Annotated in this window: 10 protein-coding genes; all 10 read left to right on the plus strand. The window is 71.2% G+C overall.

The features are described from left to right. The first annotated feature begins 123 nt into the window (after positions 1 to 123). The 10 genes from ACZ3OF_RS05420 to ACZ3OF_RS05465 all read left to right on the plus strand — a co-directional run bounded on the left by ACZ3OF_RS05420 (position 124) and on the right by ACZ3OF_RS05465 (position 16,186). Positions 124 to 1,143 (plus strand): rod shape-determining protein, encoded by a 1,020-nt coding sequence (locus ACZ3OF_RS05420; RefSeq protein WP_017239313.1) that lies wholly within the window; start codon positions 124 to 126, stop codon positions 1,141 to 1,143. A 128-nt stretch (positions 1,144 to 1,271) separates the two neighbouring features. Then, the gene (gene mreC, locus ACZ3OF_RS05425; RefSeq protein ID WP_361678543.1) at positions 1,272 to 2,288 is read left to right on the plus strand and encodes a rod shape-determining protein MreC; all 1,017 of its coding nucleotides are present in this window, start codon (positions 1,272 to 1,274) and stop codon (positions 2,286 to 2,288) included. 1 nt (position 2,289) lies between these two features. Further along, the gene (gene mreD / locus ACZ3OF_RS05430) at positions 2,290 to 2,955 is read left to right on the plus strand and encodes a rod shape-determining protein MreD (RefSeq protein ID WP_361678546.1); all 666 of its coding nucleotides are present in this window, start codon (positions 2,290 to 2,292) and stop codon (positions 2,953 to 2,955) included. 19 nt (positions 2,956 to 2,974) lie between these two features. Next, on the plus strand, positions 2,975 to 5,167 hold the full coding sequence (gene mrdA, locus ACZ3OF_RS05435) for a penicillin-binding protein 2 (protein WP_361678549.1): 2,193 nt from the start codon (positions 2,975 to 2,977) through the stop codon (positions 5,165 to 5,167). Between the two features lie 3 nt (positions 5,168 to 5,170). Then, positions 5,171 to 6,370 (plus strand): rod shape-determining protein RodA, encoded by a 1,200-nt coding sequence (gene rodA, locus ACZ3OF_RS05440; RefSeq protein WP_361678552.1) that lies wholly within the window; start codon positions 5,171 to 5,173, stop codon positions 6,368 to 6,370. 105 nt (positions 6,371 to 6,475) lie between these two features. Next, a complete protein-coding gene (locus tag ACZ3OF_RS05445) occupies positions 6,476 to 8,050 on the plus strand; it encodes a CYTH and CHAD domain-containing protein (protein ID WP_467302980.1) in 1,575 nt (524 codons plus the stop codon). A 50-nt stretch (positions 8,051 to 8,100) separates the two neighbouring features. Further along, a complete protein-coding gene (locus tag ACZ3OF_RS05450; protein WP_467302982.1) occupies positions 8,101 to 10,029 on the plus strand; it encodes a TIGR03960 family B12-binding radical SAM protein in 1,929 nt (642 codons plus the stop codon). Positions 10,030 to 10,099: 70 nt separating this feature from the next. Beyond that, entirely contained in the window at positions 10,100 to 11,332 is a 1,233-nt protein-coding gene (locus tag ACZ3OF_RS05455) for a hypothetical protein (protein ID WP_467302984.1), read from the plus strand. A 123-nt stretch (positions 11,333 to 11,455) separates the two neighbouring features. After that, a complete protein-coding gene (locus ACZ3OF_RS05460) occupies positions 11,456 to 12,247 on the plus strand; it encodes a TIGR03936 family radical SAM-associated protein (RefSeq protein ID WP_361678564.1) in 792 nt (263 codons plus the stop codon). Positions 12,248 to 12,481: 234 nt separating this feature from the next. After that, positions 12,482 to 16,186 (plus strand): Rne/Rng family ribonuclease, encoded by a 3,705-nt coding sequence (locus ACZ3OF_RS05465; RefSeq protein ID WP_467302986.1) that lies wholly within the window; start codon positions 12,482 to 12,484, stop codon positions 16,184 to 16,186. Positions 16,187 to 16,387: the final 201 nt, after the last annotated feature.

Consider the following 16,387-nt stretch of genomic DNA (forward strand, 5'->3'; position numbering starts at 1 on the left):
GCACTACGATGGAAAACTCCACGCCGCAGCACTCGAACACCCACCACCTCGCCTACCTGAGAAGCCGTCAACGCTCCGATTGGGAAGGCCCGACGCATCCTCATGGGAAACAAGGGGAACTCAATGTCGTTCATCGGCCGTGACATGGCTGTCGACCTCGGGACCGCCAACACGCTGGTGTACGTCAGGGGTCGAGGCATCGTTCTGAACGAGCCGTCCGTCGTCGCGATCAACACCAACACCGGCGGCATCCTGGCGGTCGGCGCCGAGGCCAAGAAGATGATCGGGCGCACGCCCGGCAACATCGTGGCCGTGCGGCCCCTGAAGGACGGTGTGATCGCCGACTTCGAGATCACGGAGCGGATGCTCCGCTACTTCATCCTCAAGATCCACAAGCGCCGCTACCTGGCCCGCCCCCGCGTCGTCGTCTGCGTGCCCTCCGGCATCACCGGAGTGGAGCGCCGCGCCGTCATCGAGGCCTCGACCCAGGCGGGCGCCCGCCAGGTGCACATCATCGAGGAGCCCATGGCCGCGGCCATCGGCTCGGGCCTCCCGGTCCACGAGGCCACCGGCAACATGGTCGTCGACATCGGCGGCGGCACCACCGAGGTCGCCGTGATCTCACTGGGCGGAATCGTCACAGCACAGTCGATCCGGGTGGCCGGCGACGAGCTCGACAACGCGATCATCCAGCACATCAAGAAGGAGTACTCGCTCCTTCTCGGTGAGCGCACCGCCGAGCAGATCAAGATCACCATCGGCTCGGCCTACGACCTCGACAAGGACGAGCACACCGAGATCCGCGGCCGTGACCTCGTCTCCGGTCTGCCCAAGACCGTGGTCATCTCGGCCGCCGAGGTCCGCAAGGCCATCGAGGAGCCGGTCAACGCGATCGTCGACGCCGTGAAGACGACGCTCGACAAGTGCCCGCCCGAGCTCTCCGGTGACGTGATGGACCGCGGCATCGTTCTCACGGGTGGCGGCGCGCTGCTGCGCGGCCTGGACGAGCGGCTGCGCCGCGAGACCGGGATGCCCATCCACATCGCCGAGGATCCGCTGGACTCCGTGGCGCTGGGGTCCGGCAAGTGCGTCGAGGAGTTCGAGGCCCTCCAGCAGGTCCTGGACGCCCAGCCGCGCCGGTAACAAGTGCGCACCCATTCGCCTCGATTCCTCTGTACGGGTGGCAAGACCCCCCGTACAGAGGATCGTTGATATAACGCCACAATCCGCACGGAACAACCGAACCGACAGGAAAGGCACGGCCGCCGCACGTGAGGGACACACGAGAGAGCCGGCTGCTCCTGGTGCTGCTGATCGCCATCGCGTTCGCACTGATCACGGTGGACATCCGCGGCGGCGAGGAGTCACCGGTCGACGGCGCCCGGCAGGCAGCCGCAGCGGTCTTCGGCCCGGTCGAGAACGGGGTCGCGGCAGCCGTCGACCCCGTCGGCAACGCCATAGGAGCGGTACGCGACTCCGGCGAGCGGCACGACCGCATCGCCGCCCTGGAGCGCGAGAACGCCGCCCTCAAGGCCAAGCTCGGCAGCGACGACCGCAACCGCAGCCGCCTCCGTGAGCTCGACACCCTGCTCAAGACGGCCGGCGCCGGCCAGTACGGCATCAAGGGCGCCGAGGTCATCGCCATAGGAGCGGCCCAGGGCTTCTCCTGGACCGTCACCATCGACGCCGGCGCCAACGACGGCATCGAGCGGGACATGACCGTACTGAACGGCTCCGGTCTCGTCGGCCGCGTGACCACCGTCGGGCCCTCCACCGCGACCGTGCTCCTCGCCAACGACCCCGACTTCACCGTCGGCACCCGGATGGAGAACTCGGACGAGCTCGGCTTCGCCACCGGCCAGGGCAACGGCCCGCTCCTCGTCCAGCTCCTCAACGGCAAGGCGAAGGTGAAGCCCGGCGACCGGCTCGTCACCTTCGGCTCGCAGGCGAACAAGCCCTTCGTGCCCGGCGTGCCGGTCGGCGAGATCGTCCGCGTCGACCCGCTGGGCGGCGGCCTGACCCGCAACGTCTACGTCCGCCCGTACGTCGGCTTCTCCAAGCTCGACATCGTCGGCGTCGTCGTCCAGGCCCCGCGTACCAACCCCCGCGACATGGTCCTGCCGCCCAAGCCCAAGCCGGCCCCGACCGTCACCGTCACGGTCACCCCGCCGCCGCCCGAGGGGGAGCAGCCGCAGGGGGAGTCGGGGAACCTGCAGCCGGGGCAGCAGCAGCCGGGACGAGAACAGCAGTCGGGGCAGAAGCCCGAGAACGAGCAGCAGGGGGAATGACGTGAAGTTCAACCGGATCCTGCTCTCCAGCACCCTCGTCGTCGTCGCTCTGGTCATCCAGGTCTCCGTCCTCGCCCGCCTCCAGCTCCCCGGCGCGGTGCCCGACCTCGTCCTGCTGACCGTCCTCGGCCTCGCACTCGTGTACGGGCCGGTCAGCGGCTCCCTCATCGGCTTCGGGGCCGGACTCCTCTCCGACCTCGCCCCGCCCGCCGATCACGCCGCCGGCCGCTACGCCCTGGTCCTCTGCGTCATCGGCTACCTCGCCGGACTCGCCCGGCCCGACAACGGCAAGCTGAAGTCCGCCAGCGGCCCGATGGCCGTGGTCGTCGCCGCGGCGCTCGGCTCGACCCTGCTGTACGCGGGTGTCGGCGCCCTCGTCGGCGACACCGCCGCCCGCCATGTCGGCCTCGGCTTCCTGCTGTTCACCGCGGCGATCTACGACCTCCTCCTCGCGCCCTTCACCGTGCCGCTGATCATGGCGCTGGCCCGGCGCGCCGAGAACGACCCGCTCGCCGACACCTCCGGGGGAGCGACCGACGTCGCCTCCGGCTGGCTCAGCTCGGGCACGGGCCTCCAGATCGGCAGCCAGCGCGGCGGCCTGCGCGTCAAGGCCGCCCGTACGAGAGCGGCACGTGCCGGCCGCATCAAGGGAGTCAAGCGACTGTGACCGAGGGGGCACCGGCAGCATGAGCAACATCCCGGAGACCGGACGGACCCCCAGGGTCCAGATCCGTCTCGTCATCATCCAGATCCTCGTCTTCTCCCTCCTGCTCACTCTCGGCGGACGCCTCTGGTACCTCCAGATCCGCAACGGCAAGGAGTACACCGACCAGGCGAAGAGCAACCACGTCCAGCGGGTCGTCCAGCCCGCCGTCCGCGGTTCGATCCTCGACGCGCGGGGAGTGCCGCTCGCCGACAACGAGACCCGGCTCGTGGTCTCCGCGTCCCGCACCGAGCTGATGAAGATGAAGGACGACGGCAAGGGCGTCCTCACCCGCCTCGCGGGCGTCCTGGGCATGGAGCCCAAGGAGGTCATGGACAAGGTCCGGCTCTGCGACTCCCAGACCCCGCAGCCCTGCTGGAACGGTTCCCCCTATCAGCCGATCCCGATCACCGACGAGGCCACCACGCAGCAGGCGCTGCGGATCCGGGAGAGCACCGAGGACTTCCCCGGCATCACCGCCGAACTCGCCGCGGTACGCCGCTACACGGCGCCCGGCGACGCCCGCACCGCGCAGGTGCTCGGCTACCTCTCGCCGGTCACCGACCAGGAGATCCAGAAGGCCAAGGACACCGACTCGCCGTATCTGCGCTCCGACCAGATCGGCCGCTCCGGCATCGAACGCACCTACGACAAGGAGCTGCGCGGCAAGGCCGGCGTCACGTCGTACGAGGTCGACAAGGTCGGCCGTGTCATGGGCCAGACCCAGTCCGATCCGGGCGTGCCCGGCTCCACCCTCGTCACCAGCATCGACGCCCGGGTCCAGGCGGTCGCCGAGTACGAACTCCACCAGGCGATGAAGGCGGTCCGGGGCGAGACCGACAAGATCACCGGCCGGAAGTACGAGGCCGACGCGGGTGCCGTCGTCGTGATGGAGTCCAGGACCGGCCGCGTCGTCGCGATGGCGTCCCAGCCCGACTACGACCCCAACGCCTGGGTCGGCGGCATCTCCGGCAAGGACTACGCCCGGCTCACCAGCAAGGACTCCAACTACCCGCTGCTCAACCGGGCCATCCAGGGGCAGGCGCCCGCCGGCTCCGTCTTCAAGGTGGTGTCGGCGAGCGCGGCCGTACGGGCCGGCTACGACTTCGACGACAAGTACCTCTGCAGCAGCTCCTACAGCATGGGCAACCGGAGCTTCGCGAACTTCGAGTCCCAGGGGCACGGCCCCATCACCCTCGGCGACGCCCTCAAGTACTCCTGCAACACGGTCTTCTACCGTCTCGGCCACCAGGAGTGGAACCGCGACGGCGGCCTCAAGCCGAAGAAGGACGCCCACGACTGGTTCTACCGGACCGCCCGTGACTTCGGCTTCGGCTCCGAGACCGGCATCGACGTGCCGAACGAGGTCAAGGGCCGTATCCCGGACCGTCAGTGGAAGCAGAAGTTCTGGGAGGCCAACAAGGACGCCTGGTGCAAGCAGGGCAAGAAGGGGGGCACCTACGTCGAGCAGATCGCCTACGAGAGCTGCCTCGAGGGCAACCAGCTGAAGGCCTACGACAGCATCAACTTCTCCATCGGTCAGGGCGACGTCCTCATCACGCCCGTCCAGCTGGCCACCGCCTACGCGGCGATCAGCAACGGCGGCACCCTCTACGACCCCACCATCGGCAAGGCCGTGATCAGCCCCGACGGCAAGTCGGTCAAGGAGATCAAGCCCAAGGCCCACGGCAGGCTGCCGGTCGACGCCCAGACGATCAAGGACCTCGACAAGGGCCTGCGCTCCGTCGTCGAGCCCGGCGGCACCGCCGCCTGGCGGTTCGGCGGCTGGCCGCAGGACAAGATCCCGATGCGCGCCAAGACCGGTACCGCCCAGGTCTACGGCAAGCAGACCACCTCCTGGTTCGCCACGTACACCGACGACTACACGATCGTCATGACGATCTCCCAGGGTGGTACGGGCTCCGGCGCCTCCGGCCCCGCCGTCCGCAACATCTACGACGCCCTCTACGGCCTCGACGACGCGGGCAACCAGGACCTCAAGCGTGCCCTCCTGCCCCAGCCGCAGAAGGCTCTGCCGAAGGTCCAGCCGGACGGCTCCATCGACGCGCCGGACATCAAGCCGTACGACCCCAAGTCGCAGCTCGTCGACGCCTCCGGGACGGGCGACGGACAAGAGCCACTCGCGGGGCCGCAGCCCGGCAGGACGGGAGACTGACCGATGACCGCACCCCACGGCTTCTCCGTCTCCCGCTACGCCCCCGAACGCGGTCCGATCGCCAAGCTCACCGCCCGCGACTCGCTGATGCGCCGGCTGGACTGGCCGATCCTCCTCTCCAGCCTCGCGCTGTCGTTCCTCGGCTCCCTGCTCGTCTGGTCCGCCACCCGCGGCCGTACCGAGCTGAACCAGGGCGACCCGTACTACTTCCTCTTCCGGCACGCCCTGAACACCGGCATCGGGCTCGCCCTGATGATCGGCACCATCTGGCTCGGCCACCGCACCCTGCGCGGCGCGGTGCCGGTCCTGTACGGCATCTCGATCCTGCTGATCCTCGCCGTCCTCACCCCGCTCGGCGCGACCATCAACGGCGCCCACGCGTGGATCGTGATCGGCGGCGGCTTCTCGCTCCAGCCCAGCGAGTTCGTGAAGATCACGATCATCCTGATCATGGCGGTGCTGCTGGCCGCCAAGGTCGACGCCGGCGACCAGGTGCACCCCGACCACCGGACCGTCGCCAAGGCCCTGGCTCTCGCCGCGCTCCCCATGGGGATCGTCATGCTGATGCCGGACCTCGGCTCGGTGATGGTCATGGCGGTGATCGTCCTCGGCGTGCTCCTCGCCTCCGGCGCCTCCAACCGCTGGGTCCTCGGCCTCATCGGCACCGGCGTGGCGGGCGCGGTCGCGGTCACCGCGCTCGGCCTCCTCGACGAGTACCAGATCAACCGCTTCGCCGCCTTCGCCAACCCCGAGCTCGACCCGGCGGGCGTCGGCTACAACACCAACCAGGCGCGCATCGCGATCGGCTCCGGCGGGCTGTACGGCGCGGGGCTCTTCAACGGCCACCAGACCAGCGGCCAGTTCGTGCCCGAACAGCAGACCGACTTCATCTTCAGCGTCGCCGGCGAGGAGCTCGGCTTTCTCGGCGGCGGACTGATCATCCTGCTGATCGGCGTGATCCTCTGGCGGGCCTGCCGCATCGCCCGGGAGACCACGGAGCTCTACGGAACGATCGTCGCGGCCGGAATCATCGCCTGGTTCGCCTTCCAGTCCTTCGAGAACATCGGCATGGCGCTCGGCATCATGCCGGTGGCGGGTCTGCCGCTGCCGTTCGTGTCGTACGGAGGCTCGTCGATGTTCGCCGTGTGGGTGGCGATCGGACTGCTCCAGTCGATCAGGGTCCAGCGGCCGATGACGGCATAGGCCGCCGCGCGGCAGCGGCCAGGACGGCCGTACCGTCACCGCACGGTCACCTCATGGGCCCAAGGCGGTCTGCCCTTCCGTTCACTTCACGTCTAGATTCGATTCATGGCGGAGACGAAGCGTGAGATCGAGCGGAAGTACGAAGCCACCGAGACGACGGGACTCCCGGACCTGACGCGGTCGGCCGGAGTCGCGTCGGTCGTGGACCAGGGCGTCGCCGAACTCGACGCCGTCTACTACGACACGGCCGACCTGCGGCTGGCCGCGGACTCCCTGACACTGCGCCGCCGCACCGGCGGCGAGGACGAGGGCTGGCACCTCAAATTCCCGGTCTCGTCCGGGATCCGCGACGAGATCAGGGCCCCGCTCGCCGACACCCTCCCCAAATCCCTGGCGAGGCTCCTGCGCTCCCGCATCCGCCACGAGGACGTCGTCCCCGTCGTCCGCCTCCGCACCTCCCGCAAGGTCCAGCACCTCATGGACGAGTCGGGCGCCCTGCTGGCGGAGGTCTCGGTGGACACGGTCCACGCCGAGCGTCTCCCCAAGGGCCCGGACGCGTCCTGGACGGAGATCGAGGTCGAACTCGCGGACGACGTGGACCCGGCGGTCCTCGACGCGGTCGAGAAGCGCCTCAAGAAGGCGGGCATCCGCCCGTCGTCGGCGCCGTCGAAAATGGCGCGGGCGCTGGAGGAGACGACGGACCCCGAGGCCGACGGAACCGACGGGCTTCAGGCCGGCGGATCCGACGCCGAAGGAACCACGTCCGACCGTCCCGGGACCGACCGGCCGGGCGACGACACCGCAGGGGGCCGGGTGCTCGCCTACGTACGGGAGCAGGTCGAGGCGATCATCGCCCTCGACCCCGCCGTCCGCCGCGACCTCCCCGACGCCGTCCACCAGATGCGGGTCGCCTGCCGCCGCCTGCGCAGCGCCTGCAAGACCTACCGGAAGGTCCTCGACCGCACCGTCACCGACCCCATCGGCGACGAGCTCAAGTGGCTCGCCGGAGAGCTCGGCCACGCCCGCGACCAGGAGGTCCTCGCCGCACGCCTCCGTACCCGCGTCGACGCCGTTCCCGACACCCTCCTCCTCGGCCCCGTCCGGGCCCGCCTGCAGCTCTGGGACGCGGCCGACAGCGCCGACGCCCGCCGCAAGGCCCTCGCCGCCCTCGACTCCGACCGCCACCTCGCGCTCCTCGCCGGCCTCGACGCACTCCTCGCGGACCCGCCCCTCCGCAAGGCCGCCGCCGAGGCCCCGGGGCCCGTCCTCGCCCGCGCGGTCCTCAAGGACTACGACCGTCTCGCCCGCCGCGTCGACCACGCCCTCGCCGACGCACCGGGCCACGACCGCGACCTCGCGATGCACGCGGCCCGCAAGGCGGCCAAGCGCGCCCGCTACGCCGCCGACGCCGCCCGCCCCACGCTCGGCAAACCGGCCAAGCGCTTCGCCAAGCGGATGAAGTCGGTCCAGAGTCTCCTCGGCGACCACCAGGACAGCGTCGTCGCCCGCGAGACCCTGCGCGACCTCGCGATCCAGGCGCACGCGGCCGGCGAGTCCGCCTTCACCTGGGGACTCCTGCACGGCCAGGAGGAGGCGGCCGGCGCGGATCGCGAGCGCGAGTTCCCCGAGGTCTGGGCCAAGGCGTCGGCCCCGGAACTGAGGGCGGCACTGACCCACTGAGCACCGGGTACGCTTGAGAGTCGCCCCCTGCCAGCTCACGAAGGTTCGAGATGTCTGCTGCCGAGTCTGTCTTCCCGCAGCTCGAAGCTCTGCTCCCGCACGTGCAGAAGCCGATTCAGTACGTCGGTGGAGAGCTGAACTCCACGGTCAAGCCGTGGGAGTCCGCCGACGTCCGCTGGGCGCTCATGTACCCGGACGCGTACGAGGTGGGTCTGCCCAACCAGGGCGTCATGATCCTCTACGAGGTGCTGAACGAGCGCGAGGGCGTCCTGGCCGAGCGCACGTACAGCGTGTGGCCGGACCTCGAAGAGCTGATGCGTGAGCACGGTGTGCCGCAGTTCACGGTCGACAGCCACCGTCCCGTCGGCGCGTTCGACGTCTTCGGCCTGAGCTTCTCCACCGAGCTCGGCTACACCAACATGCTCACGGCCCTCGACCTGGCGGGCATCCCGCTGGAGTCGAAGGACCGCACCGTCGACCACCCGATCGTGCTCGCCGGCGGCCACGCCGCGTTCAACCCCGAGCCGATCGCGGACTTCATCGACGCGGCGATCATCGGCGACGGCGAGCAGGCCGTCCTCGACATGACCGAGATCATCCGCGCGTGGAAGGCGGAGGGCCGCCCCGGCGGCCGCGAGGAGGTCCTCCTCCGGCTCGCCAAGACCGGCTCGGTCTACATCCCGGGCTTCTACGACGTCGAGTACCTGGCCGACGGCCGGATCGCCCGCGTCGTCCCGAACCGCTCCGGCGTGCCGTGGCGCGTGTCCAAGCACACCGTCATGGACCTCGACGAGTGGCCCTACCCCAAGCAGCCGCTGGTCCCGCTCGCCGAGACGGTCCACGAGCGGATGTCCGTCGAGATCTTCCGCGGCTGCACCCGCGGCTGCCGTTTCTGCCAGGCCGGCATGATCACGCGCCCCGTGCGGGAGCGAAGCATCACCGGCATCGGCGAGATGGTCGAGAAGGGTCTCAAGGCCACGGGCTTCGAGGAGGTCGGCCTCCTCTCCCTCTCCTCCGCGGACCACACCGAGATCGGTGACATCGCGAAGGGCCTGGCGGACCGGTACGAGGAGGACAAGATCGGCCTCTCCCTGCCGTCCACCCGCGTCGACGCCTTCAACGTGGACCTCGCGAACGAGCTGACCCGCAACGGCCGCCGTTCGGGCCTCACCTTCGCCCCCGAGGGCGGCTCCGAGCGCATGCGCAAGGTCATCAACAAGATGGTCTCGGAGGAGGACCTGATCCGGACCGTCTCCACGGCGTACGGCAACGGCTGGCGCCAGGTGAAGCTGTACTTCATGTGCGGCCTGCCGACCGAGACGGACGAGGACGTCCTCCAGATCGGCGACATGGCGGTCAAGGTCATCGCCGAGGGCCGCAAGGTCTCCGGCCAGAACGACATCCGCTGCACGGTCTCCATCGGCGGCTTCGTCCCGAAGCCCCACACCCCCTTCCAGTGGGCGCCGCAGCTGTCGGCGGAGGAGACGGACGCCCGCCTGGAGAAGCTCCGGGACAAGATCCGCGGCGACAAGAAGTACGGCCGCTCGATCGGCTTCCGCTACCACGACGGCAAGCCCGGCATCGTCGAGGGCCTGCTCTCGCGCGGCGACCGCCGGATCGGCGCCGTCATCCGCGCGGTGTACGAGGACGGCGGCCGCTTCGACGGCTGGCGCGAGCACTTCTCGTACGACCGCTGGATGGCGTGCGCGGACAGGACGCTGCCCGACATGGGCGTCGACGTCGCCTGGTACACGACGCGCGAGCGCACGTACGAGGAGGTCCTGCCCTGGGACCACCTGGACTCCGGTCTCGACAAGGACTGGCTCTGGGAGGACTGGCAGGACGCCCTCGACGAGACCGAGGTCGAGGACTGCCGCTGGACGCCGTGCTTCGACTGCGGCGTGTGCCCGCAGATGGACACGCACATCCAGATCGGCCCGACGGGTCAGAAGCTGCTGCCGCTGACGGTCGTCAAGTAGCCGCGTAACACTCCGGCGACGGCCCGGCGTCAGGGGAAACCCTGCGCCGGGCCGTCGCGTCATGTTCGGCATGAGCATGGAGAAGCCCCAGCCCAGGCCGGCCGAGCCGGAGGGCTGCCTGGCGGCGGTCATCAGGATTCCGGTGCGGATCGTGGTGCTGGTGATCGTCGTTCCGGTACGGATGGTGTGGGACGTCCTGGTCGTCTGCGCCCGCGCCCTCGACCGCACGGTCCTGCGTCCGACGGGCCGCGCGCTGGCCTGGCTGGGCAGGGCGCTGTTCGTGTGGCCGTGGGTGTGGCTGTGGCGTCAGGTCGTGCTACCGGTCGTGCACCACGTGCTCGTGGTTCCCGCGGTGTGGCTGTACCGGCAGGTCCTGACCCCGCTGGGACACGGGCTGACCTGGCTGGTCACCACGGTGGGCCGGGGCCTCGGTATCGCCGCCGCCTGGCTGGGCAAGGCGCTGTTCGTGTGGCCCTGGGTCGCGCTGTGGCGGTATGTGATCGTCCCGGTCGCCCGCTACGGCATCGGGGTTCCCGCCGCATGGGTGTACCGGTGGATCCTCACTCCGCTCGGTGCCGGCGTCGCGTTCCTGGCCGTCGGGCTGTGGCGGTACGTCGTCGTCCCGGCGGCCCGCTACGGCATCGCGCTCCCACTCGTCTGGCTGTACCGCCATGTCCTCACCCCGCTCGGACACGGTCTGGCCTGGGTGTTCGCAGGGTTGTGGCGGGGGCTCGTCGTGGTGGGGGCCGGGGTGTGGGCCGGTGTGGTCCTGCTCGGCAAGGCCGTCTTCGTGTGGCCGTGGGTCGGGTTGTGGCGGCACCTCGTGGTGCCCGTCGTGCGGTACGGGGTCGTCGTCCCACTCGTCTGGCTGTACCGCCACGTCCTCACCCCGGTCGGGCGCGAGGTCGTCGACGCGCTGCGCGTCTGCTGGCGGGTCGCCGGCTTCATCTCCCGGGCCGTGGGGCGCGCCCTCAAGTGGGTCGCCTGGCATCTTCTCGGGCGCCCCACCGTCTGGTTCTACCGGAGCGTCTGCGCCCCCGTCGGGCACTGGGTCCGTGATCAGGTCTGGGCGCCGGCCAGGCGGGCGGCCGTCGGGGCCGGGCGGGCCGCGCGGGAGGCCCTCGCCGCGGCGCGCGCGACCGTGCGGCAGGCGCGGAGGGACGCGTGGCGAGCGTTGGTCGGGGGAGCCCGATTGACCGAGCCTGTGGAACCGGTGGTGGCCTCTGCGCGTACTCTGGGTAGTACAACAACCGCCTCCGGCGCGGCGCCCGCACCCGAGATCTCCCTGCGAAAGCGGGGGTGAGCCGGTCGGGCCCCCCAGAGGCCACCCGCATTTCGTGGGCGGCGCGCCACCGCGCCCGCCCCGCACCGAGGAGAAGAACCACTGGGCAAGCGACAGCCCGAAGGCCCGCCGCCCGCACCGGCGGTGCAGCGCATCCGACTGCGCTACACCAAGCGCGGCCGCCTCCGGTTCACCAGCCATCGTGACTTCCAGCGCGCTTTCGAGCGCGCCCTGCGCCGCGCCGAGGTGCCCATGGCGTACTCGGCCGGCTTCACCCCGCACCCCAAGGTGTCGTACGCCAACGCCGCCCCGACGGGTACGGGCTCCGAGGCCGAGTTCCTGGAGATCGCCCTCACCGAGCAGCGGGACCCGGAGACTCTGCGGCTCCTGCTCGACGAGTCGCTCCCGGACGGCCTCGACATCACCGACGCCGTCGAGGCCCGGACCTCCGGACTCGCCGACCGGCTCACCGCCTCCGTGTGGGAGCTGCGGCTCGACGGCGTCTCCGTCGAGGACGCGGAGAAGGCCGTCGCGGCCTTCCTCGCGGCCGACACCGTGGAAGTGCAGCGCAAGACCAAGAACGGCATCCGCACCTTCGACGCCCGCTCGGCCGTCGCCGACCTCGTCGTGGACCTTCCACAGGCACGTTCCACAGCTGATAGGCCCCTGGACAATGCCTGTGCGATACTGCGGCTGGTTGTTCGGCACGTGACACCTGCCGTACGACCCGACGACGTCCTGTCCGGTCTCCGAGCTGTGGCCGACCTGGCGCCGCCGGTCCCCGCAGCGGTGACCAGGCTGGCGCAGGGGCTCTTCGACGAGGAGTCCGGCACGGTGACCGACCCGCTCGCGCCCGACCGCGAGGCAGTCACGGCCGCTCCACCCACGGCCGCCGCGACCGCCTCAGCGACGGCGCAGGGTGCAGGTTCCGCGTAGGGAGCGGTCGTTGTAGCGCAGCCCTGGTACTCGGGAGCCACCTGGGTCGGGCAGCGCACTGACCAGGAGACTTTCGCCAGGCCGTACGCAGAACGCGTACGGAACCGGCGAGCCAGACATCAGCTCCCGTGCGGCGCCCGCGCCCCGGACGGCGGCACCGCGCACTGTGCGCGATCGTGCCGCCGGACCGGAACAAGGCGCGGCGCCCGGGGGCGTGACGGGAGAACCGCCCGCATGCTCGAACAGCACGAAGAGAACACCGACAACAACGCACCTGGTGACAAGCTGCCGCCGCGCCGCAGGCGCCGAGCGGCTTCCCGCCCCGCCGGTCCGCCGGTCGCGGCGGAGGTCACCGACACCGTGGCCGAGGTCGTCGTGGAGACGCCCGCCACCCCGGAGCCGGCCGCCGAGCCCGCTCCCGCCCGTACGCGCCGCCGCGCCACGCGGAAGGTCGCCGCCCCCGAGCCGGTCGTCGAGACGCCCGAGTCGCCCGAGGCCGCGGCCGTCGTGGAGGAGGCTCCCGTGGAGGAGCCCGCCCCCGCGCGCACCCGTCGCCGTGCGACCCGTAAGGCCACCACGCCCGAGCCGGTCGCGGAGCCGGTCGCCGAGGCTTCGGCCGAGGCCGCCGCCGTCGTGGAGGAGGCCCCCGTCGAGGAGCCTGCCGCCCCCGCTCGTACGCGCCGCCGTGCCACCCGTAAGGCCACCACGCCGGAGCCGGTCACCGAGACCGTCGCCGAGCCTGTCGTCGAGGCCCCCGCGGCCCCCGAGGCTCCTGCCGAGGAGCCCGCCCCGGCCCGCACCCGTCGCCGCGCGACCCGTAAGGCCACCAGCCCCGAGGTCACCCCCGCCCGGGGCGAGAGCCTGCCGCAGGAGACCGTCGCGCAGATCGCCGCCGACGAGGCCGAGCCGGAGGTCGCCGCCGCCGAGAAGGCCGCCACCCGCGGTCGTACCCGCCGCCGCGCGTCCTCGCCGCAGTTCACCGCCGAGCCGGTCACCGCCCCCAAGGCGGAGGAGGAGCCCCGCGGCCGCCGCGCCGCGCGCCCCGCCGTCGCCGTCTTCCAGGCCCCGGTCTTCACCGAGCCCATGTTCCAGACCCCGGAGACGGCGGCCGCCGCCGCTGCCGCCGGCGTAGTGGAGCCGGAGGAGGACGAGGAGGAGACGGTCGAGGTCGAGGAGACCGCCGCCGTCGCCGAGCCGGCCGAGCGTCCCGAGCCCGCCGGCCGTCGCCGTCGTCGCCGTCGTGGCGAGCCCGCCGAGCCCGTCGCCGTCGAGCCGGTGCCGGCCACCGTCGCCGACGAGCCCGAGGTCGAGGCCGAGGAGCCCGAGGCGGAGTCCGAGGAGTCCGACGAGTACGGGGACCGTCCGTCCCGCCGTCGCCGCCGTGGCGGCCGTCGCCGTCGCCGCGGTGAGCTCGCCGAGGCCGAGGAGGCCGAGGAGAGCGAGGAGTCGGACGAGGCCCGCGCCGAGGACGAGGAGTCCGAGGAGGAGGGCGAGTCCGACGAGTACGAGGGCGGCGCGTCCTCCGGCGGCTCCAGCAGCTCGCGTCGCCGTCGCCGTCGTCGCCGTCGCAGCGGTGACGCGTCCGGCGAGACCGAGGCGGGCGAGGAGGACGGCGTCCGTACGGTCGTCAAGGTCCGTGAGCCCCGTCCGGCCCGTGAGAAGGCCGAGCCGTCCGACGAGGTCCAGTCCATCAAGGGCTCGACCCGCCTGGAGGCGAAGAAGCAGCGTCGCCGCGAGGGCCGCGAGCAGGGCCGCCGTCGCGTCCCGATCATCACGGAGGCCGAGTTCCTGGCCCGCCGTGAGGCCGTCGAGCGCGTCATGGTCGTCCGCCAGAACGGCGAGCGCACCCAGATCGGCGTCCTGGAAGACAACGTGCTCGTCGAGCACTACGTCAACAAGGAGCAGGCCACCTCGTACGTCGGCAACGTCTACCTGGGCAAGGTCCAGAACGTGCTGCCGTCGATGGAGGCCGCGTTCGTCGACATCGGCAAGGGCCGCAACGCCGTCCTGTACGCCGGTGAGGTCAACTTCGAGGCGCTCGGCATGGCCAACGGGCCGCGCCGCATCGAGACCGCCCTCAAGTCCGGCCAGTCGGTCCTCGTCCAGGTGACGAAGGACCCGATCGGCCACAAGGGCGCGCGTCTGACCAGCCAGGTCTCCCTGCCGGGCCGCTACCTCGTGTACGTCCCCGAGGGCTCGATGACCGGCATCAGCCGCAAGCTCCCGGACACCGAGCGCGCCCGGCTGAAGACCATCCTCAAGAAGATCGTTCCCGAGGACGCGGGCGTCATCGTGCGCACCGCCGCCGAGGGCGCGAGCGAGGACGAGCTGCGCCGTGACGTCGAGCGTCTGCAGGCCCAGTGGGAGGACATCCAGAAGAAGGCGAAGAGCGGCAACGCTCCGACCCTTCTCTACGGTGAGCCGGACATGACCGTCCGCGTCGTCCGCGACATCTTCAACGAGGACTTCACGAAGGTCATCGTCAGCGGCGACGACGCCTGGGAGACCATCCACGGGTACGTGAACCACGTCGCCCCGGACCTGACCGACCGCCTGTCCAAGTGGACGAGCGAGGTCGACGTCTTCGCGACGTACCGGATCGACGAGCAGCTGATGAAGGCGCTGGACCGCAAGGTCTGGCTGCCGAGCGGTGGCTCGCTGGTGATCGACAAGACCGAGGCGATGATCGTCGTCGACGTCAACACCGGCAAGTTCACCGGTCAGGGCGGCAACCTCGAGGAGACCGTGACGAGGAACAACCTCGAAGCGGCCGAGGAGATCGTGCGCCAGCTGCGCCTGCGCGACCTGGGCGGCATCGTCGTCATCGACTTCATCGACATGGTCCTGGAGTCCAACCGCGACCTGGTGCTGCGTCGCCTCCTGGAGTGCCTGGGCCGTGACCGGACCAAGCACCAGGTGGCCGAGGTCACCTCGCTGGGCCTGGTCCAGATGACCCGTAAGCGGGTCGGCCAGGGTCTCCTCGAGTCCTTCTCCGAGACCTGCGTCCACTGCAACGGCCGTGGGGTCATCGTGCACATGGAGCAGCCGACCGCCCCCGGTGGCGGCGGCAGCGGCAAGCGTTCGAAGAAGCGTGGCCGTGGCGGTGCCGAGCACCACGAGCACGAGCACGTCGATGTCGTGGAGACGGACTCCGAGACCGAGACGGTCGAGACCGAGGCCGATGTGGCCGCGGAGATCGCCGCCCCGGTGGCCGTGGAGGAGCCCTTCCGCGCCGACGAGGAGCTGTACAGCAGCGCCGCCGAGGCCGAGGCCGCCGCCACGCGCGGTCGTGGCCGCCGCCGCGCGACCCGCAAGGTGTCCGCGCCGGCCGGTCCGCCGGTCGCCGCCGCCCCGGCCCCGGTGGTCGTGGAGGAGCCCGAGCCCGTCGTCGAGCCCGAGCCCGTCGTCGAGGCCCCGGTCGCCGAGGCCGCCCCGGTCGTCGAGGAGGCCGCCCCGGCCCCCCGTGGCCGCCGTCGTGCCACCCGTAAGGCGACGGCCCCGGCCGGTTCGCCGGAGACGGTGATCGAGACGGTCGTCGAGCCGGTGGTCGCCGCGGAGCCGGTCGTCGAGGCCGAGTCCGCTCCCGAGCCGGCGCCCGCGCCTGTCGTCGAGGAGGCCCCCGTGGCCGCCCCGCCGCGTGCCCGTCGCCGGGTCGTCCGTAAGGTGACCGCTCCCGCCGGCTCGCCCGCGGGTGCCGAGGAGGCCGCCGTCGTGGTGGTCGAGTCCCCGGCCGCCGCTCCGGCCGAGGCGCCCGTCGTGGAGGCCGAGGCCGAGGGTTCCGCCCCGGCCAAGAAGACGGCCGCCCGAAAGACGGCGAAGAAGGCCACTGCGAAGAAGGCCGCCACCAAGAAGACGGCGACGGCCAAGAAGACCGCGGCGAAGAAGACGACTGCGAAGAAGGCCACCGCCAAGAAGACGGCAGCCCCCGCGCAGGACTGACAAGGCCGGTGTGGGCCGTTCCGTACCGGGACGGCCCACACCGCCCCAGAGGTCGAAGTCACCGAATTTGACCCCTTGAGGCACCGGCCCGTAACCTTGACCGTCGGCGTGTCGTATGACGCGCCACCCCCCTGAGCACCCTCCTCCCGGTTCCGGGAGAGGCCGCTCGTCCACTTCCGGATCACCGCGGGCCCCGGCCCG

This window comes from Streptomyces sp. NPDC022552 (genome assembly GCF_055561875.1).